Source organism: Streptomyces sp. CMB-StM0423 (assembly GCF_002847285.1).
Lineage (GTDB): Bacteria > Actinomycetota > Actinomycetes > Streptomycetales > Streptomycetaceae > Streptomyces.
On record NZ_CP025407.1, the window covers coordinates 7,318,475 to 7,340,776 of the forward strand.

Sequence of the window (22,302 nt, forward strand, 5' to 3'; positions counted from 1 at the left end):
CAGACGCGGCCCCCGGGTGCTGCGCGGGGTCGACCGCGCTGGCGGCGGCGCTGAGCGCCAGGCGCTGACCGGCCCCCGGCCCTCACCGGCCGCCGGTCCTCACACCACCCGCAGCCGTACCGGCGCCTGCGCCGCCGGCTCCGGCAGCCGCAGCGGCCGGGCGCCCGGGGTGATCGAGCCCAGCAGCGCCGCCTCGCGCGCGCCCGTCGCCGACGGGACCGACGCCGGCAGCCCGCACACCGTCAGAAAGCCCAGCAGCGCGAAGAGATACCCCTCCTTGCCCTGCGACGACAGCCCGTGGTCCTCCATCCGCGACACCCGCGCCGGCGCGCACAGTGCTGCCAGCCGCGCCACCAGCGCCGGGTTGCGCACCCCGCCGCCGGAGACGACCAGCTCCTCGACCCCGTACTCCCGGCACGCCGCCGCGACCAGCTCCGCGGTCAGCTCCGTGACGGTGGCCACCAGGTCGTCCAGCGCGGGCCGCGCGCCCGCCGCGGCCACCTGCTCGCGCAGATACGCCCCGTGGAACAGCTCCTTGCCCGTCGACTTGGGCGCCGCCAGCGCGTAGTACGGCTCGGCCAGCAGCCTGCGCAGCAGCTCCCGGTCCACGGTGCCGCGCCGCGCCCGCGCGCCGCCGCTGTCCATCGTCTCCGCGCCGCCGGTGCCGTCGGCCACCGCCGCGTCGATGAGCGCGTTGGCGGGGCCCAGGTCGTACGCGACGACCTCGCCGCCGCGGCCGCGGACCGTGATGTTGGCGATACCGCCGAGGTTCAGCGCCCCGCGCCGCGGTCCAGGACCTTCGCCGAGGAGGAGCAGCGCGTCGAGGGTGGAGGCGAGCGGTGCGCCCTGGCCGCCGCGGGCGATGTCGCGGATGCGGACGTCGGAGACCACCGGCAGCCCGGTGGCCTCGGCGATCCAGGCGGCGTTGCCGAGCTGGAGGGTGCCGCGGGCGCGCCGGCCCTCGACCCAGTGGTAGACGGTCTGGCCGTGCGAGACGACGAGGTCCGCGCGCCCGCCCGCCACCGCCTCGACCGCCTCGGCGGCCACCCGGCCGAAGAACCGGCCCAGTCCGGTGTCGAGCCGGCAGACCTCGGCCATCGTCGTCGCGGCCGGGGGCAGGGCGGCGGCGACGGCGCCGCGCAGCTCGCCGGGGAACGGGGCGCTGTGCAGGCCGCGGGGGTGCAGGAGCAGTTCGTCGCCGGCCAGGCGCAGGTCGCAGACGGCGGCGTCCACGGCGTCGTACGAGGTGCCGCTGAGCAGGCCGACGACGGTGAGCGCGGGGGCGGGGTGCGGGTGGGTCATCGGGCCATTGTCGTCGGCGCGTTCGCGGGGATGCGGGCGGCGTACCGCGGCGGCGTCGAGGTCGCAGGCCCGGCGGCCGGGTGCCGTCCTTGCGCAGAGGCGCGGCGACGGGCCTGCGACCTACTGGGCCAGAACTATACATTTCGGGCATTTCGCCGCAAGGGGAAGCGCGGCCCGACTTGTCAGGCCGTCTGCTGAAATTTCACTGCAAGCCCATTGACGTCGGCCGCAGTCGGCCGTCAAGCTCTCTCCACTGCGTGTTAACGATAACACGAGAACGACCAAGGGAGCCGCCCGATGTCAGGTCGTCATCCGCCGATCCCCCCACCACCCGCCGACCCCCGCACGACCACCCCCCGCACGACAATCCCCGGCGCCGGCCGCTTCGACCGCCGTACCCTGCTGCGGGTCTCCGCGGCCGGCGCGGCCGCCACCGCCACCGGCGGACTTGCCGCCGCCTGCGGCAGCGCCTCCGGAAAAGGGCCCGGCGAAGTCGCCATCCACGGCGACAACGCCACCTGGGAGGCCCCGCTGCAGGCCGCCGGCCAGGCACTCAAGTCCACCGCCGGGGTGCAGCTCGTACCCGAGGTCATCCCGTCCCTGGAGTCCTTCGAACAGATCGTCAAGTCCTCGCTCCGTACCAACAAAACCCCCGACCTGCTCAAGTACTGGTCCGGCTACCGGCTGCGCGACCTTGCCAGGACCGGCGGCATCGAGGACCTGTCGAAGGAGTGGGAGGCCGCCGAGTCCCGCGGCTGGGTCGAGCCCTCGCTGCGCGAGGCGTTCACCTACGGCGGGCGCGTCTACGGGCTGCCGATGAACCTCGCGTACTGGGTGATCTTCTACAACCCCGAGGTCTTCGCGGAGCACCGCCTGAAGAAGCCCGAGACCTGGGACGACTTCCTCACCGCCTGCACCCGGCTGAAGGACAACGGCATCACCCCGCTGCACGGCACCACGGCCGGCCGCTGGCCCGCGTTCATCTGGTTCCAGGAGATCCTGAGCCGTCAGGACCCCCAGTTCTACGACGACCTGATGAACGGGCGCGAGCGCTACACCGACGCGAGGGCCGAACGGGCGCTGCGCACGATCGCCGGCTTCTTCGACAAGAACTGGTTCACCAGCATGGACGTGGACCACAACAACGCCGCCGCCGCCGTCGTCCACGGCGACATCGGGATGGTGGCCTGCGGCACCTGGCTGGGCGGCGTCTTCGACGGTGCCGGCGCCAAGCCGGGCAAGACCGTCGACGCCTTCGTCCTGCCCATGGCCGACCCGGCCGCCCGCCCCTGCGTGATCTTCGAGTCCAGCGCGTTCGCCGTCACCGTCAAGGGCCCGGACAAGGACGAAGCGCTGAAGGCCGCCGGCGGCTGGCTGCACCCCGAGGTCGCCACGGCCTTCGCCCACGGCCTCTCCGACGGCAGCCCCAATCCGATGGTCAAGCCCGCCAACACGGTCATCGACGGTGTGACGCGGCAGTCGAAGGACCTCTGGCTGCTCAACCGCTTCTGGGAACAGGGCCCGCCGGAACTCGTCGAGTCCACCGTGGACGACCTCGCGGGCATGCTCATCGAACCGCACTCGTACCGCAGCGGACTGCGGACCATGCAGGAGCGCGCCGACGAGGCGTGGAAGGTGTGGCGGGAGGCGGAGAAGTCATGACCGACACCGTGGGCACGGCCGAGGCCGCCAAGCCCGTACGCCTCCGCCGCCGCATACCCGTCCGCAGCCCGCACCAGGCCGCGAAGAACACGTCCACCCGCCGCATGGGAGGACCGTTCGCCGGCGTCCCCTGGGCGCTGCCCGCGCTCGCCCTCGTCGGCGTGCTGCTCGTCTATCCCTTCCTCCGCAGCATCTACGGCAGCTTCTTCGAGGACAACGGCTTCACCAGCAGCTTCACCGGCATCGACAACTACACGCGGCTCGCCGAGGACCCGATCTTCGGCCGCTCGCTGCTCAACACCTTCATGTGGGTCGCCGGCACCCTGCTGCTGCCCGTCGTCGCCGGCCTCGCCATCGCGGTGGCCACCCACCGGATGCGCCGCTTCGGCGGCCTCGCCCAGCTCGTCATCGTGCTGCCGTTCGCGATATCCGGCGCCGCCACCGCCGCGCTGTGGCGCTTCATGCTCACCACCGACGGTGCTGTCAACGAGATCCTGCGCGGCGTCGGCCTCGACTCCTGGGCGCAGAGCTGGCTGCTGGAGTGGCCGCAGAACACCATCTCGATGATCGTCGCCAGCACCTGGCAGGCCACCGGACTGAACGTCGTCCTCTTCGCCATCGGCCTGCGCGCCATCCCGCGCGAGACGATCGAGGCCGCCGAGCTGGACGGCGCCACCGGCTGGCGGATGTTCCGCCACATCACGCTGCCGCAGTTGCGCGCCGTGACGGTCGTGGTCGTCGGCATGGCCATCGTCAACAGCCTCAAGGCGTTCGACATGATCTGGGTCCTCACCCAGGGCGGCCCCTCGCGCAGCTCCGAGACGCTGGCGCTGACCATGTACCGCGAGGCGTTCCGCCTCTTCCACGTCGGGTACGGATCCGCCATCGCGCTCGTGCTCTCCGTGATCGTCGTCGCTTCCTCCTGGCTGTACCTCCGCCGCCAGATGCCCGGTGCCAAGGACTGAGAGGAGACACCGACATGGGACGCCACATGCGCAACCTCTTCGTCGCCGGCTGCGTGCTGCTCTGGCTGCTGCCGCTCTACCTGCTGATCGTCAACGCCCTCACCCCCGTCGAGGAGTACACGGGGTCCGTCGACTGGACCCCGCAGGGCTTCGCGATCTTCGACAACCTCAAGACCGCCTGGGTCGACGCCGGCATCGGCGACGGCTTCGCCAGCTCGATGCTGTACGCCGTCGTCTGCGGCGGGGTGGCCGTGGTGGTCGCGGCGATGGCCGCGTTCGCCGTGATCGTGCTGCCGATACCCAGGCCCGCCCTGTGGTTCTGGGTGATCTTCTCCGGGACGCTGTTCCCGCTGCAGATGTTCCTGGCCCCGCTGTTCGGCATGTACGCCGACGCCAACCTCTACGACTCCCGCCTCGGCCTGATGCTCGTCTACGCGGCCTGGGCCATCCCCTTCGCGTTCTTCCTCATCCGCAACCAGATGACGACGATGCCGCCGGAGATCACCGAGGCTGCGATGCTCGACGGTGCGTCCATGCGCCGCATCTTCTGGCGCATCCACGTGCCGCTGATGCGCTCCGGGCTGGGCGCCGCGTTCATCTTCCAGTTCACCGCCGTCTGGAACGACCTGCTGTTCGGCATCACGCTCAGCCGCAGTCCCGAGATCCAGCCGGTGATGGCCGCCCTCAACTCCCTCAACCAGGCGTACAGCTCGGCCGGGCCGCCGGTGATCCTCGCCGGCGCGTTCATCGTCTCGCTGCCCACGCTGCTGGTGTTCCTGGTGTTCCGCGGCCTGTTCCTGCGCGGCATCACCGCCTCCGCCCGCTGACCCGCCCGCCGACTGCCGACGCCCGACCGCCGACCCATCCGCCCGCCGACCCCTGCCCGGCCCACGAACCCGCCCGCTTCACCGCCCGCACCACCGCGGGAGAGTACGGAGACCACCGCATGACCACTCGGGCCCTCGTCAAGACCACCGACTGGGACAACGACCGCATCCGCGACAGCCTGCGCAGCAGCGTCGTCACCGCCGAGGGCAGCCTCGCCGGCACCGCCCTGCGCCTGACCCAGGAGCCGCTGCTCAAGCACGCCGAGGGCGGCGGGCTGCTGCAGAGCCTGCGCGTCGCGGCCACCGGCGGCGCCCTGCCCGACGGCTTCGCCGCCGGTCTCGTCGTACGCACCGAATCCGGCGCGGCGCTGCCCGCCGCGCCGGAACCGGGCCCCGGCGGGTCCGTACGGCTGCTGCTGCCCGCCGTCGACACCGCCCAGCGCGTCACCGTCGGCCTGGCTGCCGGTGGCGGCGCCGGGGCCGACGCCGGCATCGAGCTGACCCTCACCCCGCAGCGGGAGTGGACCCTGCACCTCGTCCACCACTCCCACCTCGACATCGGCTACACCGACCCCCAGGGCCGCGTCCTCGCCGAGCACCTGTCGTTCCTCGACTCCTGCCTGGAGCTGACCCGCGCCACCGACGACTGGCCCGCCGAGTCCCGGTTCCGCTGGTGCGTGGAATCCCTGTGGTCCTTCCGGCAGTGGGCCGACGCCCGCCCCGCCGAGCAGGTCGAGGAGTTCGTACGGCGCGTCCGCGAGGGCCGCATCGAGCTGACCGCCATGCCGTTCAACCTGCACACCGAGACCTGCTCCACCGACGAGCTGCACGAACTGCTGCGGCTCGCCGACGAGGTGCGCGACGAGCACGGTGTCGAGTTCACCTCCGCGATGCAGACCGACGTGCCCGGCGCCGTCGTCGGCCTGGTCGACGCGCTCGCCGCCGCGGGCGTCAGGTACCTGTCCGTGGCGCACAACTGGGCCGGCCGGTCCGTGCCCCACCTCGTCGGCGGCGAGAAGCTGCCCCGGCTCTTCCGCTGGCGCGCGCCCAGCGGCAACAGCATCCTCGTCTGGGTCACCGACACCCCGCACGGCCTGGCCTACATGGAGGGCCCGCTGCTCGGCTTCGACACCGACTACGACAGCGTCGACGACCTGCTGCCCGCCTACCTGACGTCGCTGGCCAGCAACCCGTACCCGTACCGCGGCGGCGTCTTCGGCTGGGCCATGGACCAGGCCGACGTCAAGCGCCAGCCCTACCCGTGGGACATCCTGCACCTGCGCGTGCAGGGCAAGTTCGGCGACAACGCGCCGCCGCGGCGGATCATCGCCGACACCGTCCGCCGCTGGAACGAGACCTGGGCCTACCCCCAGCTCCGGCTCTCCCGCAACGAGGACTTCTTCACCGACGCCGAGGCCCGCCTGGGCGACGAGATCCGCACCTTCGAGGGTGACTGGACCGACTGGTGGGTCGACGGCGTCGGCTCCGGCGCCCGCCCGCTGTCCCTCGCCCGCACCGCGCAGGCCACCGTCGCCGACGCGCAGACCCTCGGCACCTTCGCCGGCATCCTGGGCGCCACGGGAGCCGCCGACGACAGCCGGGACGCGGCCCCCGTCTACGAGGCCGTGTCCCTCTTCGACGAGCACACCTGGGGCGCCGGCGACCCCTGGACCCACGGCGACCACGGCGGCCACAGCGGCGAGGAGCAGTGGCACTGGAAGTACGGGCAGGCGCTGCGCGCGTACGACGACGGCAACTCGCTGCTCGACCGGGCCCGCGCCCGCCTCGGCCAGCGGCTCGCCGGCGCGCCCGACGCCGTGTCGTACCACGTCGTCAACACCTGCTCCTGGGCCCGCACCGACGTCGTGCGGATCTTCCTGCCGGAGAGCAGCGTGCCGCTGGAGCAGCGCGTCGCCGTCCGCGACGCCCGCACCGGCGAGAAGCTGCGGCACGAGGAGCAGGCACAGGTCAACGACGACCACCGGGACGCGGGCCGGTTCCTGCTGGTGTGCGTCGCGGACGTGCCGGCCGCCGGATCCGTACGCCTCGACGTCGTCGCAGAAGGCGCGGACGACGGGACCGCCGACGGCGAGGGCACCGTCCTGAAGGCAGCCACCGGCTGGAACCCCACCGGCGGCACCGAACAGGAGGACCCCGCCGAGACCGCCGCCGCCGCGCACGCCCAGGCCGACCCGACGCTGCTGGAGAACGAGCACCTCGCGGTCCGCGTCGACCTCGCGCGCGCCTGCATCGCCTCGGTCGTCGACAAGGCCACCGGACGCGAACTCGTCCGCGCCGACGCCGTCGCCGGCTTCAACGCCTACATCCACGACAGCTACACCACCGCCGGCGGCTTCAACCACAACTCCAGCCGCACCACCGGCTCCGAGCGCCTGGAGCACCTCGGCAACCGCTCCGTCGCGCCGCCGGCCGCGCTCATCGCGCGCAAGTCCACCGCCACCGGCGAGACCCTCACTTACGAGACCCGCCCCGCCGGCGCCAACCGGGTGCGTACGACACTCACGCTGCCGCACGGCGCCGCCCGCCTCGACATCGACAACCGCGTCGACAAGGACGCCACCCTCGGCAAGGAGAGCGCCTACTTCGCGTTCCCCTTCGCCTTCGAGACGCCCACCGTGCGGATGGAGGCCACCGGCGGCGCCACCGGCACCGGCCTGTCCGTCATCCCCGGCTCCGCGCAGCACATGCGCGCCGTGCGCCGCTGGGTGACGCTCGCCGACGACGGGCTCGCCGTCGCCTGGGCCACCCAGGACGCGCCGCTGGTGCAGTTCGGGAACATCGCGCTGCCGTACGCGCCGTTCCCCAAGACGATGGGCCAGGACGAGCCCGCCACCGTCTTCTCCTGGATCCACAACAACCTGTGGGACACCAACTTCCCCAGCGAGCAGGGCTTCGAGTTCACCTTCCGCTACAGCCTGGCCTGCGGTACGGATGACGCCACCCCGCACGGCTCCCTCGGCGCCCGCACCGCCGCGGGGCTCAGCCGCCCGCTGCACGCCGTACGGGCCCGCGCCCCGCAGGACGGGGGCCCCGAGGTCGCCGACGGGCTGGCGTTCGCCGAGATCGGCGACCCGCGGGTGCGGCTCGTCGGCGCCACCACCCCCGGCGGCGAAGCCGGCGAAGGCGCCGTGCTGCTGCGGCTGCAGTCCTTCGCGGAGGAGCCCGTGGCCTGTCCCGTACGCGCCCTCTTCCCCGTCACCGGGGCCGGGCTCGCCGACTACCTCGGCCGCCCGGGAGACGACCTGCCGGTAACGGACGGAGAGGTCACCGTCGACCTCCCCGCCCTCGGCACGACCGCGGTGCTCTTCCGGCGCCGCTGAACCACATCCGAAGGAGACTGCGTGTACCGGCTCGACCCGCGCTACGCACCCGCCCCGCCGGCCGTCCTCACCACCGGCTGGCGGGCCGTGGCGGCGGAATTCCCCCACGGCCCGGCGGTAGTGGCCGTCGAGGGACCCCCGTCCGCGGACTGGGACGCCCTCGCCGGCCGGCTCCGGCGCGAGCTCACCGCCCGCGGCACCCCCGTGGCACTCCTCGACGTACGGCGCCACTACGCGGCGCCCGACGAGGTCAGACGCCGCACCGAGCGGCCCGAGGACGCCGCCGACCCGCACTACTGCAAGCTCGCCGAGAACCCCCTCGACGACCTCTTCGACACTCCGCCCGCGGCGCGGCGCCCCGACGCCGGGCTGCTGATCGTCTACGGTCCCGGCGCCGCCGTCGTACCGCACGACCTGCTCTGGTACGCCGACGTGCCCAAGCGCTACGCCGAGGCCGCCGTCACCGCCGGCACCACCGGCGCCAACCTGGGCCTGCCCGGCGAAGCACCCGCCCACCGGCGGCTGTTCTACGTCGACTGGCCCATGCTCGACCGCCACCGCGACGCGCTGGCCCGCCGCATCGACGGCTGGCTCGATGTCCAGGACCCCGCCCACCCCGTCCACCTCGACGGCGACGGGCTGCGCACCACCCTCGCCGCACTCGCCCGCCGGCCCGTACGCACCCGGCCCTACTTCAACTCCACCCCCTGGGGCGGCCACTGGGCCCAGCGCGAGCTGGGCTTCGGCCCCGACGCGCCCAACACCGCACTCGGCTACGAGCTGATCGCACCGGAGGCCGGCATCCTGATCGGCACCGGGCCGGACGCGCAGGCCGAGGTGCCGTTCCAGCTCATGTGCGTCCTCGCCCCCGAGGACGTGCTGGGCCCCGAGGTGCACGCGCGCTTCGGCACCTCGTTCCCGATCCGCTTCGACTACCTCGACACCGTCGACGGCGGCAACCTGTCGCTGCACTGCCACCCGCGCGACGCGTACATGCGCGAGCGGTTCGGCTGGCCGTACACCCAGCACGAGACGTACTACATGACCCTCGGCAGCGCCGAGACCAAGGTGTACCTCGGGCTGCGCGAGGACACCGACACCGGGCAGTTCCGCAAGGAGATCGAGAAGGCGATCACCGACGCGGTGCCCATGGACCCGGAGGACCACGTGCTGGCCTTCCCGGGCGAGAAGGGGCAGTTGTTCATGATCCCCGCCGGTACGCCGCACGCCAGCGGCGCCGGCAACCTCGTCCTGGAGATCAGCGCCACGCCGTACCTCTACAGCCTCCGCTTCTACGACTGGCTGCGGCCCGGCGCCGACGGCAAGCCGCGGCCCATGCCGTACGAGCACGGGCTGGCGAACCTCGACACCGCGCGGCGCGGCGAGGCGGTGGCCCAGGAACTGGTGCAGGACCCGCGCGAACTGCGCTCGGGCCCCGGCTGGCGCGAGGAACTCCTCGGCGCGCTCGACGAGATGTTCTACGAAGTCAGGAGGTACACCCTGGACGAAGGGGCCGAGGCCGGCGACGACACCGAGGGCCGCTTCCACGTCCTCAACGTGGCCGAGGGCGCCGGCGTCACCGTGCACACCGCGGCCGGCGACATCCACGAGCTGTCCTACGCCGAGACGCTGACCGTGCCCGCCGCGGTCGGCGGCTACCGGCTCGTGGCCACCGCGGGCGGCGGGCCCGTGCGGGTCGTCAAGGCCCTCGTCAGGAAGGCCGCCGAGCGTTGATCCCCGTCCTGGAGATCGGCGGCACGCACGTCACCGCCGCGCTGGTCTCCCCGCGGACCGCCGCCGTCGCCACCCGCGTGCGGCGTCCGCTGGACGCGCGGGCCCGCGCCGAGGACATCCTCGGCGCGGTCCTGCGCTGCGCCCGCGCCCTGCCGGCGACGCCGGCGGGCGCGCGGTGGGGGGTGGCGGTGCCGGGTCCCTTCGACTACGCGACGGGCATCGCGCTCTTCGCCGACGTCGGCAAGTTCGAGTCGCTGTACGGGGTGGACGTGCGGAAGGCGCTGCTCGACGGACTGCCGGGGAGTCCGTCGGGCATCGCCTTCCGCAACGACGCGCACGCCTTCCTCGCCGGCGAGTGGGCCGCGGGCGCCGCCCGCGGCCACACCCGCGCGGTGGGCATCACCCTGGGCACGGGCGTCGGCTCCGCGTTCCTCGCGGACGGCACGCTGCACACGACGGGTCCGGGGCTGCCGCCGGAGGGCCGGATGGACCTGGCCAGGATCGACGGCATACCGCTGGAGGAGGTGGTCTCCCGCCGGGCGATCCTCGCCCGGTACGGGACCGCCGCGGACGGCGGGGGCGGACCGGGGCCCGGGGACGGGGCGGGCGCGGGTGTCGACGTGCGCGAGATCGCGGAGCGCGCGCGGGCGGGGGAGGAGCGGGCCCGCCGGGTGCTCGGCGCGGCGTTCGGCGCGCTCGGCGCGGAACTGGGCCCGCGGCTGGCGGCGTTCGGCGCCACGGCGCTGGTCGTCGGCGGCTCCATGGCGGACTCCTGGGACCTGGTCGCGCCACCCCTGACCACCGCCCTGGCGGCCGGAGGCTGGCGGCCGGACGCCGGCACACCGGACTCCGCGGAACCGCCCCCGGGATCCCGCCGGTTGGTACGGGCCCTGCTCGGCGAGGACGCCGGGCTGATCGGCGCCGCCGCTGCCGCCGGGGGTGCCGGATGACGCCCGGCCCGGCCGGCGGGCCCGCTCCGCGGGACGCGCAGCCCACGCTGCGGGACGTCGCGGAACGCGCCGCGGTCAGCGCCATGACGGTCTCGCGCGTGCTGCGCGACGACCCCAAGGTGCTGCCCGCCACCGCCGCCCGCGTCCGCGCCGCCGTCGCCGAACTCGGCTACCGGCGCAACGAGGTCGCCCGCAGCCTCCGCCTCGGCAGCGGCACCGGGCTCGTCGGCCTCGTCGTCACCAACCTCGCCAACCCCTTCTACTCGCGCCTCGCCCTCGGCGTCGACGCCGTCGTCGCCCAGCACGGCCTCAAAGCCGTCATCGGCAACACCGGCCAGGACCCCGACACCGAACGCAGCCTCGTCGAGGACCTCGTCGCCCGCCGCGTCGACGGCATCGTCGCCGTCCCCGCGGGCGGCGACCAGCGGCACCTGGCCGCCGCCGCGGCCGAGGGCGTGCCCGTCGTGCTGGCGAGCCGGCCGCCCGTCGGATTCGCCGCCGACCACGTCCTCGTCGACGACTACGGCGGCGCCCGCGCGGCGACCGAGCGGCTGCTGGCCGCAGGGCACCGCCGCATCGGCTTCCTCGGCTCCCCGCCCGCCGTCTACACCGGCACCGAGCGACTCCGCGGCTACGCCGCCGCCCTCGCCGCCGCCGGGCTGCCCGCCGACGGCACGTACATACGGCAGGGGCAGCAGCAGACCGCGGAAGCCGCCCGCGCCGCCGCCTCGCTGCTCGCCCTGCCCGAGCCGCCGACCGCGCTGTTCTGCTCCAACAACCGCAACACCATCGGCGCCTTCCGCGCCATCCGCGAGGCCGGCACCGCCACCGCCCTCGCCGGGTTCGACGACTTCGAGATGGCCGACACCCTCGGGCTGCCGCTCACCCTCGTCGCGTACGACACCGACGAACTCGGCCGCGAGGCCGGCCGCCTGCTCCTCGCCCGCCTCGGCGAACGCGCCGCCGGCGCCGGCCCTCGCGTGGACACTGCACCGGCCCCGCCGGAGCGCCGGACCATGGTCCCGACCACCCTCGTCTCCTACGGCACCCCGGACCCGTAACGGGATCCGCGCACCCGGGCCCTTCCGTCCATGTAACATCCGCTATCTGGATGAGCCATCTTCCCGCCAGGGGAACGGGGGCCGGGACCGGGAACGGAGGTCGCGATGGCGGCAACGGGAGGCACCGCGTCGGGCACGCAGAGCGTGGAGCGCGCCCTGTCACTGCTGTCGTACTTCACCGACGAGCAGCCGGAGCGCCGCATCGCCGAGCTGGTCGAGCTGAGCGGCCTCGGCCAGTCCACCGTCTCCCGGCTCGTGGCCGCCCTGGAGTCGCTCGGCTATCTCGTCCGGGACGAGCGCAGCGGCCTGCACCGCATCGGCCCCAAGGTCGTCGAACTGGCCGGCGTCGCGCTGAACCAGTCCACCGTCCACCGCGCCGCCCGCCAGGTCGCCCAGAACCTCGCCCACGAACTCGGCCTCGGCGCCAACGTCGCGGAACGCCACGGCGACCGCATGTTCTACCTCTGCCACTTCGAAGGCCCCCTCGCCCCGCGGACCTTCACCCTCACCGGCCGCTCCGCCCCGCTGCACGCCACCGCCATGGGCAAGGCGCTGCTCTCCGGGCTCGCCGAGGACGAGGTCCGCGATCTCATGGGCCCCGACTACCCCGCGTACACCCGCAGGACCATCACCGGCCTCCCCGGGCTGCTCGACGCCCTGGCCGAGACCCGCGCCCGCGGCTACGCCACCGAAATCGAGGAACTGGCCTTCGGCCGCGCCTGCCTCGCCGCGCCCGTACGCGACCGCTCGGGCGCGGTCGTCGCCGCGCTGTCGGTCTCCGGCTCGCTGTCCGCCATGGATCTGACCGCCCGTCAGGACACGCTCGCCGCCAGGACCGTCGAGTACGCCGACCAGATCTCCACCGGACTCGGCTACCTCGCCCACGCCCGCCCCGCCGCGCTCTGAACCCGCCGCCCCCGTAAGCCCGTACGCCCGTTCCGCACCCCGGGACACAGGTGAGCCCGGTCCCGGGGTGCGGGCCTCGGGACCGGGCTCCGGCGGGCGTCGGCCGAACCCTCGACGGCGACGACCGCCCGCTTCACCCGCGGACGCTCACGACCTCCCGCCCACCAGCCGGTAGTCGTGCCCCGCGCGCAGCGGGAACCCGACCGCGCCGGTGACGGGGTCCACGGAGAAGTCGACCGCGCGTCCTGTGGTCGTGTCCAGCACCTTCAGCGACTTCGCGTGCCAGCCGGCGTTCGCGTTCACGATCCTGGACGTGCGCTTCCCGTCACCGTAGCTGTACACCGAATCCCGCGTCACCGGGAATACCTGTGCCTGAAGCCGGGCCGAAGAACCGGCCTCCACCCGGCGCACCAGCACGCCCTTCCCGCCCACGAACGCCGGCACGTCGCCCCGGGCCACCTCGTGGCCCGTGAGCGTCACCGGGCCCTCGTGCCGCTCGCCGGTGTTGACGTCGATCCACCTCCCCGCCGGCAGGTACACGTCCCGCCCGGTCGCCGTCGCGAAGTCCGCCCCCCACACCGGGGCGGCCAGCAGCGACTCACCGAGCATCCACTCGTACCGCCGGGTCGACTCGTCGACCAGCCCGTACGTCCGCTCGTCCGCCGGATACGCCAGGTGCAGCGGCGTCATCGCGTACGGGAAGCCGGAGGCGTGCCCGTCGAGGACCGCGTCGTAGAGGTACGGATGCAGCGAGTCGTGCCACAGCGCCAGCTTCCTTGCGTCCGCGGCCACGTCGTCCCCGAACCGCCACGGCCCCTGGCCGAAGCCGAGCACCGGCGTGAGCGCGTTGAACTGCACGTTGCGGGCGAAGTACGCGCGGTACGCCGGGTCGGTCGGCTCCGCCTTGCCGGGGGTGCCGCCGACGAAGTCCGGGTAGAGGTTGCCGTAGCCGCTGGCCGCGATGTTCAGCAGGTTCACCGGCATCCGGTCGGGGTCCTCGTGGTACACCGCGCCCGTGCCGTAGATCGTGTCGTTGATCCTGGCCCAGTCGCCGGGCAGCGAATAGGCGGTGTTGCGCACCATCACCGCGTCCCCGGCGTCGTGCAGCGCCTTCAGCAGCGCGTTCCAGTTGCCGTCGCGCCACAGGTCGGGGCTGTAGAGCATGGTGTCCTCCTTCCAGCCGTCCACGCCCCACTTGCGGGTCTGCGCCACGTACCAGTCGACGGCCTCCGGATTCCGGCCGTCCAGCACGTACGACGCACCGGAGGGGAACTGCGCCCGGGTGACCTTCACCGGCTCGCCGTCCGGGCCGGCCAGCAGGTAGCCGCTGCGCCGGGCCTCCTCCACGAACCCGGCGTCCGTGGCCGGGTTGTGGTTGCCGCCGTCGTCCTTCGCGGCCTTGAAGTTGTTGCGTGCGCCGAGGAGGAGCGCCACGTCGTTGCTCGCGAAGAGCCGCTTCAGCGCATCCGGGTCCGGGTAGCGGGGGTTGGGCAGCCCGTCGTCGCGGCCCTCCTCCGCCGTGTCGTCCCACATCCCGAAGGAGTTCGTGGTGCCCTCCGCCGGATTGCCGCGCTCACCCGGCCAGAAGCCGGAGCCGACCACGCCCCAGCCCAGCGGATAGCCGTGGTCGAGGAAGTCCCGCACGGTGTCCTCCACCGACGACTGGTACGTGTTCCAGCCCAGTGCCCCGTACGCCTCCCAGCCGAGTTCGAACATCCGCGGCCGCGGCCGGACGTCCGCGTATCCTGCGGCGTGCCGGGCCCGGCGGTAGTCGGCGTAGAGCTGTTTGACGTCCGTGCCGAGGAAGTAGTGCAGCCCGTCGACGCCGTCGGCGCCCGCCACCCCCAGCCGGTTCTCCGTCTCCGTCAGGCCGACGCGCTTCTGCCCCTCGGCGAACAGCACTTCGGCGAAGCTCTGCCGCGGAAAGACCGCGAAGGTGGAGACGAAGCGCTTGCAGGAGCCCTGGTTGGTGACGTTGTCCAGGACCAGCCCGGTCAGCTCCGCCCGCGGGCGCGCCTCCACCTTGCCGCTGCACGGCGTGCCGGTCTCCGGCCGGCCGTCCCCGAACGAGCCGTGGTCGCCGAGCCCGTACGCCGGGCCGGCATGACCCGTGCGCAGGTCGACGGTGCTCGACGCGGGCAGCCCGGTCACCGCCACGCCCACCGAGCGGGCCTGCGGACGCAGCACGACGCGCGCCGGGCCGCCGCCGGCGAGCCGCACGTCCAGCACCGCCGCCGACCGGCCCGCCGTGACGAGCCGGGCGGACTCCGCGTCCGCGAACTCCGCGTCCCCCGGGCCCTTCACCCGCAGCCCGGACACGGCGTGCGGCGGCGCCACGGCCGTGCCGTCGCGCCGCTCGAAGCCGTAGCGGAACCCGTCCTCCGCGATCGTCATCCGGTACGTCGCGCCGGTGACGACCAGGCCGCGCCCCTGCTCGGTGACGCGGTACCCCGCCGGGCTCCCCGCGGAACCCGCCACCCCCGCGACCCCGGCGCCCCGCCCCGCGTCCGCAGGCTGCGCTGCCTGCGCGGGCGGCAGCAGCGCCGGGAGCAGCGCGAGCGGCAGCGCGGGCAGCAGCGTACGGCGCACCGCGCGCGCTCTGACACCTGTGCGCACGCTCACTCCTCGATCAGGCGGACGACGTCCTCGCCGGCCGTCCGCATCGCGTCCTTCGCCGAGGAGTCGCCCACCAGCACCGCCTGCACCTGCTTGGCGACCGCCTCCTCGATCTGCGCGTTGTTCGCGTACGTCCAGAACGGGCCGGGCGTCGCGGTCGCCGTGATCTTCTCCGTCCACTCCGTGGTGAACGTGTCCGACGCCACCTCCGGCGCCGCGAGGCCCTCCGCCGTCGTCGGCGGCAGCGCCAGCTTCCCGAAGTAGTCGACGACCGTGGCCTGGTCGGAGGTGGTGTGCACGGCGAAGTCCGTCGCCGCCGCCGAACCCTCGCCCTTCGTCACCACGATGACGTGCCCCCACAGCAGCGCCTGCGGGTCGTCGCCCTTCTTCAGCACCGGCCGCGGCACCGCGACCATCGCCTCCGCCAGCGACTCGTCGGTCGCCTCCGCCAGCGTCGCGCCCTTGCCGACCAGCGCGTCGTCGTAGAAGCCCACCTTGCCCTGCGCGAACAGCGCGCGGGCGTCGAAGCGGTCCACCGCCTTGGCGATCAGCTTCTCGTCGTAGAGCTTCTTGAACCACTCCACGGCGTCCACCGACGCGTCGTCGCCGATCGCGACCTCGCCGTCCGCCAGGATCGGGCAGCCGAAGGTCTGCATCCACGGGAAGATGTCCTTGAGCTGCTCCACCTTCGTCGCCGCCGCGTACGGCGTCACCCCGCCGCCCAGGTCCTTCAGCGCCCGCAGCGCGTCCTCGAACTCCGCGATCGTGCCCGGCAGCCGGCGGATCCCGGCCTCGTCCAGCAGCTTCTGGTTGCCGATCAGCCCGATGGAGCCCGTCGTCCACGGCAGTCCGTACTGCACACCCTCGTACTGCCCGCTCTGCAGTGCCACGTCCGTGTAGCCCGCCCCGGCCGCCGCGTCCCCCAGGTCCAGCAGCGTGCCCATCTGCGCCACCGCCGCCAGCCACGCGATGTCCAACTGCACCGCGCCGCTGATTCCCCCGCTGCTCAGCTTCAGCGTCAACTGCTTCAGATACTCGTTGTACGGATACTCCGTCGTGGAGACCTCCACCTTCCCGGACTTCTCCCAGGCGGTGATGATCCCCTCCACGACGGGCTTGCTTGCCTCCTCGTTGAGGGCCCAGGAGGTGAAGCCGAACTTCTTGGCATCGGCGTCGCCGCCGTCGCCCGAGCCGCCCCCGGAGGGGGCGCAGGCGGCGAGGGCGCCGGGCACGGCGAGCCCGAGGGTGCCCAGGCCCAGCAGTCTGAGGGTGTCGCGGCGTGGAAGTGCGTGGCGGGACATGCCGACTCCTTGGAAGTTGGGAAGCGTGGCGCGGTACGGGACCGGGCGCCGGCGCCGGTCAGCTCTTGACGGCTCCGGCGGTCAGCCCTCCGACGAGGTACCGCTGCAGGAACATGAACGCGACGACCACCGGCACCGAGACGATCAGCGACGCCGCCATCAGCGCCGGCCAGGCCGTCTGGAACTCGCCGATGTAGGTGTTCACCAGGCCCGGCGGCAGCGTCATCGTGTCGTCGCCCGACAGTGTCAGCGCGAAGATGAAGTCGTTCCAGCCGCGGACGAACGCGAACAGGCCGGCCGCGACCATCCCGGGCGCCGCCAGCGGCGCGACGATGCTGTGCAGGGTGCGCCAGCGGGACGCGCCGTCGATGGCCGCCGCCTCCAGCAGCGCGTCGGGCACCGTGTCGAAGATGCCCTTCAGCATCCACACGCACAGCGGCATGGTGAACGTGGTGAAGGACAGGATCAGCGCCGTGTACGTGCCGAGCAGGTCGAACTGGCGGAACACCGCGTACAGCGTGATCAGCAGCAGCGCCTGCGGGAACATCTGCGAGGCGAGCACGAAGTTCATCAGCGACTTGCGGCCGCGGTAGCGGAACTTGGAGAACGAGTAGCCCATGTACGTGGAGACCACCACGCTCAGCAGCGCCGTGACCCCGGCCACGATCACGCTGTTGACCATGTAGTCGAAGAGCTTGTCGTTCTCCGCGAACGCCCGGAAGTGCGCGAACGTGATCTCGGTGGGGAAGAACCGCGGCGGGAAGCGGAACGCCTGGCCCGGCGGGCTGAGCGCGGTGACCAGCATCCAGTACATCGGCAGCAGGCCGAACAGCCCGATGACGCCCACCGCTGCCCACGCGGCGACGGAGGAGCGGACCTGGTCGGGGCGGCGGCGGGGCTTCCGGGGAGCCTGGCGGCTCCCGGCGGGGGTCCCGGGCGGGCCGGCGGACGGTGCCTTGGGGGAGGCGCCGTCGGCGGTGGTGAACTGGGCGGTGGTCACGAGTGCTTGTCCTCCCGCTCGGAGGTCTTGAGGTACACCCCGACGAGGACCAGGAGCAGCAGCATCCACAACCCGCCGAGCGCGGCCGCGTGGCCGAGGTCGAAGCCCTTGAAGGCGTCCTGGTAGACGGCGACCGCGAAGGTCTCCGTGGCTCCGGCGGGGCCGCCGCCGGTGAGGACGTAGATGGTGTCGAAGTGCTGGAAGTTCCAGATGAACTCCAGCAGGAGCACGATCGCGGCGACGCCCCGCACTCCCGGCCAGGTGACGGCGCGGAACCGGCGCACGGCTCCCGCCCCGTCCACGGCCGCCGCCTCGTGCAGCTCGCGCGGCACGGTCTGCAGACCGGCCAGCATCATCACCATCATCCACGGGAAGCTCGCCCACGTCTTGGTGACGATCACGGCGACCATGGCCGTGGTCGGCTCACCGAGCCACGACACGCTCTCGTCGATGAAGCCCAGCTCCAGCAACGCGCCGTTGAGGACCCCGTAGTTCGCATTGAAGATCCACATCCAGAGGAATGACACCACGACGCCGGGGATCACCCAGGGGAAGAGGAAGAGCCCGCGCAGGAACCCGCTGCCCTTCAGCCCGGTGTTCAGCGCCAGCGCGAGCGCGAACCCGACGGCGAACGGCGCGAGGGTGGCGCCGACGGTGAAGACGAGGGTGTTCTCCAGCACCGGCCAGAAGTCGCGGTCGAGCACGTCGGCGTAGTTGTCGAGGCCGACGAACGTACGCCCCGGCAGCCGCAGATCCTGGTCGAAGAAGCCGGTGACGAGGGAGGCGACGAGCGGGTAGAACACGATCGCCGCGAAGAGCGCCAGGCCCGGCACGGTGAGGAGGAAGGCGAAGGCGCCGTTCGACAGCCGCTGCCCCTCGCGCTTGGCCGGCCTGGAGGTACGAGCCGGTGTGGGGGAGGGGGCGGGCGGCGCGGGGGCGGCCTGCTTCGGCGAGGCGGACGGGGGCGTCACGGCCGGCTCCTCTCGGGCTCGCGCGGGTGGCCCTGCCCGTTCCCGTGGCCGCGCCCTTCACCGGTCCTGGCGGGCGGCGGGGCGGCGCGCGGGCCGACGTAACCGAGGCCGACGCTCACGGAGTCGGCGGCCTCGACCGCGGCGCGGGACAGCTCCTCCTCGCGCCGGTCGAGCGCGACGGTGGACAGCGGCCCGGAGATGGAGATGGCGGCGACGATGTCGCCGGAGCGGTCCCGGATCGGCGCGGCCACGCAGGAGCGGCCGTGCGCCAGCTCCTCGACCTCGGTGGCGTAGCCGCGGCGGGCGACGGCCTCAAGCTCGGCGTCGAGCGCGGCGTGCGAGGTGAGGGTCGCCTGCGTGTAGCCAGGCAGCGCGTCCTCGGGGAGCAGTTCGCGGCGGCGCTGCGGGGCGAGGCCCAGCAGCAGGCACTTGCCGAGCCCGGTGGCGTGCAGCGGCTTGCGCTGGCCGGTGAGCACGGTGGACCTCGGGGCCAGCCTGCCTTCGAAGTTGAGCAGGTAGAAGAGCGCGGCGCCGTGCCGGATGGCGACGTTGGCGCCGAGGCCGAGGCGGGCGGCGAGCTCCTGCGTGAGCTGGCGCGCCTCGCGGTGGACGGGGTGGTGGTTGACGGCGACGCCGCCGAGGGTGATGGGGGCGGTGCCGAGGCGGTACAGGCCGCTGACGGCGTCACGTTCGACGTAGTCCAGCGACTCCAGGGTGGCCAGCAGCCGGGAGGTGGTCGAGGTGCCGAGGCCGGTGATGCGTACGACGTCGGAGACCCGTAGCTCCGGGTGGCCGTTCTGGAAGACGGCGAGCACGGCCACCGCGCGCTCCACGCTCTGGTTGTTGCCCTGATCCGATGCCATCCGCGACTCCAGTGAATCTGCTTTGCAACATGCGGGATCGTTGCCCACATATTGCGACGGCGTCAACCCTTGTGGCGGTGGCTTCTGCAGCAACGGCCCCGATCCGGGCCGATGGTGACGACCGGTTCTCTCGTGCGGCGGGGGTTGACGGCCGTGCAACATGTGGAGACTCTTCCTGCATTACGGATGTCAATTGCACCAGTGGGGAGAGTGTCATCGATGCCCAGCCGCCGGAGCTTTGTCAAGGCCGCGGGAGTCACCGCCGTGGCAACGTCAGCCCAGGCAGGCGCGGTTGCCGCCGCCGCGGACCGGGACGCGGGCCCGGACACCCTGCACCTCGACGGCGACCGCGTCCGCCTCACCTGGGGCCGCACCGACGCCGGCTGGCGCGCCGTCCGGGTACGCACCCGCACCCGCCGCGGCTGGCGCGAACTCCCCGGCGCCCTCGGCGAGTACGGCCTCACCCACCACGCCGGTGCGGAACCGCCCGACGCCCAGCAGGTCCGCCGTGAGGAGGCCGGCACCCACCACGCCTTCCTCCCCGCCGAGGCCGCCGTCGAGGGCACCTCCCAAGGCAAGGCGGTCGTCTTCCGCCACACCCACCCCCTCGGCACCCTCGAAGCCCGCTGGCGCATCGACGGCCGCCACCCCCACGACGTCCGCGTCACCCTCACCTGGACCGCCGCCCAGGACGGCTGGGTCAGCCTGCGCACCCCCACCCTGTGCGCCCTGGCAGAGCAGGACCTCGCCTTCGGCTGCGTCCCGGGCGGCTGGTACGGCCACGAGGCCAACCCCGACCTGCGCATGGCCGCCGAGTACGGCCACGGCCTGCCCGCCGTGCCGCACCTCTTCTACGACGACCTCGCCACCACCCTCGCCCCGGTCCTCAGCACCACCGAAGGGCTCACCCTCGCCGCCGTCGCGGAACCCGGCATGGCCCGCGACCCGTACGCCGCCGACCGCGTCACCCACCGCGACGTACGCCTGGCCCTCTCCACCCGCGACCGCGCCGGCCGCCTCACCCCGCACCTCGCCCGGCCCATCCTCGGCCGCGCCGACTCCCGCTGCACCGCGGGCGACCGCCGGGTCCTCGACTTCCGCTTCACCCTCACCGACGCCGACTGGTTCGAGGCGCTTCGGCACGCCGCCACCGACGTCTACGGCTTCGGCCGGTACCTCGAACTAGCCGCCAACAAGCACGCGCTGACCGAGCGACTCGCCCGCATCCAGGGCACGTACATCGCCGACCCGGTGCTGTCCCAGTGGCTCACCGACGAGTACGAGGGCACCACCATCGGCGCCCAGAAGTACAACGGCTTCGTCCAGGGCGCCGAGAAGGACGCCATGAAGAACTCCGACATCGGCGCCATGTGGGGCCTCGCCGCCGCCACCTCCGACGCGCTGCTGGAACGCGACCGGCTGCCGTACGTGCGCAACTTCAAGCTCGCCCAGCAGCAGACCGCCGCCGGCCACTACCGCGGGGCGCTCAAGGGCCAGTACTACCTGTTCAAGTCGGACCGCTTCGTCGAGGAGGGCAACCCGAACGCCGAGATCGCCGACTACGTCGAGCCGCTGGCCACCGCGTACTACGTCATCACCGACCTCGCGCACATCCTGCTCTTCCAGCCCGGCGACGCCGAGCTGAAGGGCCGCATCCGGCTCGCCGCCGACCACCTCGCCGACGCCCAGAAGGCCGACGGCTCCTGGGAGGTCGCCACCGACAAGGAGCCGCCGCACGCGGTCACGTACCCGCACCTGACCGAGGACCTGCGGCCCACCTGGTACGGGCTGCTCGTCGCCCACCACGCCCTCGGCGACCGGCGCTACCTCGACGGCGCGGTGCGCGGCGCCGACTGGTACGTGACCCACGCCGTCGAGCGCGCCCGCTACCTCGGCTCCACCGGCGACTCCGGCTTCCGCATGGACCTGTCCCTCTCCCAGGGCATCCAGGGCCTGCTCGACCTCGCGGACGCCACCGGCGAGCGCCGCTACCGCGACGCCGCCATCGAGGTCGCCCGCCTCCACACCACCTGGATCTACACCCACCCCGCCCCGTCCACCGAGCCGCGCACCCGGGCCGGCGCCACCTACGAGGCGTGGCAGCTCACCCAACTCGGCCTGCAGAAGGAGCAGAACGCCAGCGCCCCGGGCAACGGCCCCATCCTGCTCTCCAGCTTCGCCGGCACCTATCTGCGCATCCACCGCCTGACCGGCGACCCGCTCTTCCGCGACATGGCCCGCGCCGCCGCCCTCGGCCGCGACGCCTTCGTCGCCGAGGCGCCGGGCGTGCACTCGTACTACTGGGTGAGCTTCACCGGCGGCATCGGCTCCTTCCCGCACCACGCCTGGTGGCAGATCGGCTGGATCCTGGACTACCTCCTGGAGGAGGTACGCACCCGCAGCGGCGACCGGATCAGCTTCCCCCGCGGCTACTTCACGCCCAAGGTCGGCGGCCAGCTCACCTACGGCTTCGCCCCCGGCCGGGTCCACGGCACCCCCGCGACCCTGCGCATCCCGCCGCGGCTGCTGACCGCCGACACCCCGCACGCGGAGACCCTCGGCGCGCTGGCCACCGGCGGCGACCGGCTCTTCGCGCTGGTGCTCAACAGCAGCGCCAGGCCGCTGACCGCCACCGTGACCGTCGACCCGGCGCTGGCGCACCCCGACGGGCCGCGCACCATCACCGGCATCCGCGCCGTCTCCGGCCGCCTCACCGCCGCCGACGCGCCGCGCTTCACCGTGGCGCTGAAGCCCCACGGCATCGCGGTCGTCGCGCTCGACCTCGCCGAGTAGCCCGTACGCC

Annotated in this window: 15 protein-coding genes; 9 read left to right on the plus strand and 6 right to left on the minus strand. The window is 73.2% G+C overall.

What is annotated here, in order from left to right; genetic code table 11:
- Positions 1–99: 99 nt before the first annotated feature.
- Positions 100–1,302, minus strand: a complete 1,203-nt coding sequence (locus tag CXR04_RS31845) for an anhydro-N-acetylmuramic acid kinase (RefSeq protein WP_101425667.1) — start codon at positions 1,300–1,302, stop codon at positions 100–102.
- A gap of 297 nt (positions 1,303–1,599) precedes the next feature.
- Between CXR04_RS31845 and CXR04_RS31850 the strand changes: the two genes are divergently transcribed.
- The 8 genes from CXR04_RS31850 to CXR04_RS31885 all read left to right on the plus strand — a co-directional run bounded on the left by CXR04_RS31850 (position 1,600) and on the right by CXR04_RS31885 (position 12,748).
- Positions 1,600–2,964: an ABC transporter substrate-binding protein gene (locus CXR04_RS31850; protein WP_101425668.1), complete on the plus strand. Its 1,365-nt coding sequence runs from the start codon at positions 1,600–1,602 to the stop codon at positions 2,962–2,964.
- Complete coding sequence (locus CXR04_RS31855; RefSeq protein ID WP_101425669.1) at positions 2,961–3,929, plus strand: carbohydrate ABC transporter permease; 969 nt, start codon at positions 2,961–2,963, stop codon at positions 3,927–3,929. Before CXR04_RS31850 ends, CXR04_RS31855 begins: the two co-directional genes overlap by 4 nt.
- 14 nt (positions 3,930–3,943) lie before the next feature.
- Positions 3,944–4,756: a carbohydrate ABC transporter permease gene (locus tag CXR04_RS31860; protein WP_101425670.1), complete on the plus strand. Its 813-nt coding sequence runs from the start codon at positions 3,944–3,946 to the stop codon at positions 4,754–4,756.
- 119 nt (positions 4,757–4,875) lie between these two features.
- Positions 4,876–8,097 (plus strand): glycoside hydrolase family 38 C-terminal domain-containing protein, encoded by a 3,222-nt coding sequence (locus tag CXR04_RS31865; protein WP_101425671.1) that lies wholly within the window; start codon positions 4,876–4,878, stop codon positions 8,095–8,097.
- A 21-nt stretch (positions 8,098–8,118) separates the two neighbouring features.
- A complete protein-coding gene (locus tag CXR04_RS31870; protein ID WP_101425672.1) occupies positions 8,119–9,831 on the plus strand; it encodes a class I mannose-6-phosphate isomerase in 1,713 nt (570 codons plus the stop codon).
- Positions 9,828–10,781, plus strand: coding sequence for an ROK family protein (locus CXR04_RS31875; protein ID WP_101425673.1), 954 nt, complete (start codon positions 9,828–9,830; stop codon positions 10,779–10,781). The genes CXR04_RS31870 and CXR04_RS31875 overlap by 4 nt, the downstream gene beginning before the upstream one ends.
- On the plus strand, positions 10,778–11,842 hold the full coding sequence (locus tag CXR04_RS31880; protein WP_101425674.1) for a LacI family DNA-binding transcriptional regulator: 1,065 nt from the start codon (positions 10,778–10,780) through the stop codon (positions 11,840–11,842). Before CXR04_RS31875 ends, CXR04_RS31880 begins: the two co-directional genes overlap by 4 nt.
- A 105-nt stretch (positions 11,843–11,947) precedes the next feature.
- Positions 11,948–12,748 (plus strand): IclR family transcriptional regulator, encoded by an 801-nt coding sequence (locus tag CXR04_RS31885; protein ID WP_101425675.1) that lies wholly within the window; start codon positions 11,948–11,950, stop codon positions 12,746–12,748.
- Positions 12,749–12,895: 147 nt separating this feature from the next.
- Here CXR04_RS31885 and CXR04_RS31890 read toward each other — a convergent pair whose 3' ends face one another.
- The 5 genes from CXR04_RS31890 to CXR04_RS31910 are packed head-to-tail and all read right to left on the minus strand — an operon-like array spanning position 12,896 to position 19,499.
- Entirely contained in the window at positions 12,896–15,364 is a 2,469-nt protein-coding gene (locus CXR04_RS31890) for a TIM-barrel domain-containing protein (protein ID WP_234380583.1), read from the minus strand.
- Positions 15,365–15,366: 2 nt separating this feature from the next.
- Positions 15,367–16,665 carry an extracellular solute-binding protein gene (locus CXR04_RS31895; RefSeq protein ID WP_101425677.1) on the minus strand — a complete coding sequence of 433 codons (1,299 nt, stop codon included), beginning with the start codon at positions 16,663–16,665 and terminating at the stop codon, positions 15,367–15,369.
- A gap of 58 nt (positions 16,666–16,723) precedes the next feature.
- Complete coding sequence (locus CXR04_RS31900; protein ID WP_101425678.1) at positions 16,724–17,665, minus strand: carbohydrate ABC transporter permease; 942 nt, start codon at positions 17,663–17,665, stop codon at positions 16,724–16,726.
- Positions 17,662–18,636, minus strand: a complete 975-nt coding sequence (locus CXR04_RS31905; protein WP_101425679.1) for a carbohydrate ABC transporter permease — start codon at positions 18,634–18,636, stop codon at positions 17,662–17,664. The genes CXR04_RS31900 and CXR04_RS31905 overlap by 4 nt, the downstream gene beginning before the upstream one ends.
- Positions 18,633–19,499 (minus strand): IclR family transcriptional regulator, encoded by an 867-nt coding sequence (locus CXR04_RS31910; protein WP_101425680.1) that lies wholly within the window; start codon positions 19,497–19,499, stop codon positions 18,633–18,635. Before CXR04_RS31910 ends, CXR04_RS31905 begins: the two co-directional genes overlap by 4 nt.
- A 264-nt stretch (positions 19,500–19,763) precedes the next feature.
- Here CXR04_RS31910 and CXR04_RS31915 point away from each other — a divergent pair, with 264 nt between their 5' ends.
- Positions 19,764–22,292 carry a hypothetical protein gene (locus tag CXR04_RS31915; protein ID WP_234380585.1) on the plus strand — a complete coding sequence of 843 codons (2,529 nt, stop codon included), beginning with the start codon at positions 19,764–19,766 and terminating at the stop codon, positions 22,290–22,292.
- Positions 22,293–22,302 lie beyond the last annotated feature (10 nt).